General features: G+C 60.2%; 1 protein-coding gene. It reads left to right on the forward strand.

Going from position 1 to position 249, the window contains the following annotated elements:
- Positions 1 to 249: 5-oxoproline transporter, DUF979 family subunit (locus KZZ04_RS20240; protein ID WP_219424043.1), on the forward strand; the 249-nt coding region annotated here is incomplete at both ends.

Raw genomic sequence — 249 nt, forward strand, 5'->3', positions numbered from 1 at the left:
CGAAAAACACCACCTTTGTATCCCTCGGTGTCGGTTGCCTGATCGCCCTCGGTCTGGCCTGTTGGTTGACTCGCGATACGCCGGTGCAAGCCTTGCGTGAATCCCGGCGCCTGACCGAAGCCTTGGGCTGGGCCATGGTGCTCCCGCAGATGCTGGCGATGCTTGGGCTCTTATTCAATGAAGCCGGGGTCGGCACGGCGGTTGCGCATGTGACTACCACCTACATCAACCTGGATTTCAAGCTGGTGG

The organism is Pseudoalteromonas sp. CR1, assembly GCF_019392235.1.
GTDB lineage: Bacteria > Pseudomonadota > Gammaproteobacteria > Enterobacterales > Alteromonadaceae > Pseudoalteromonas.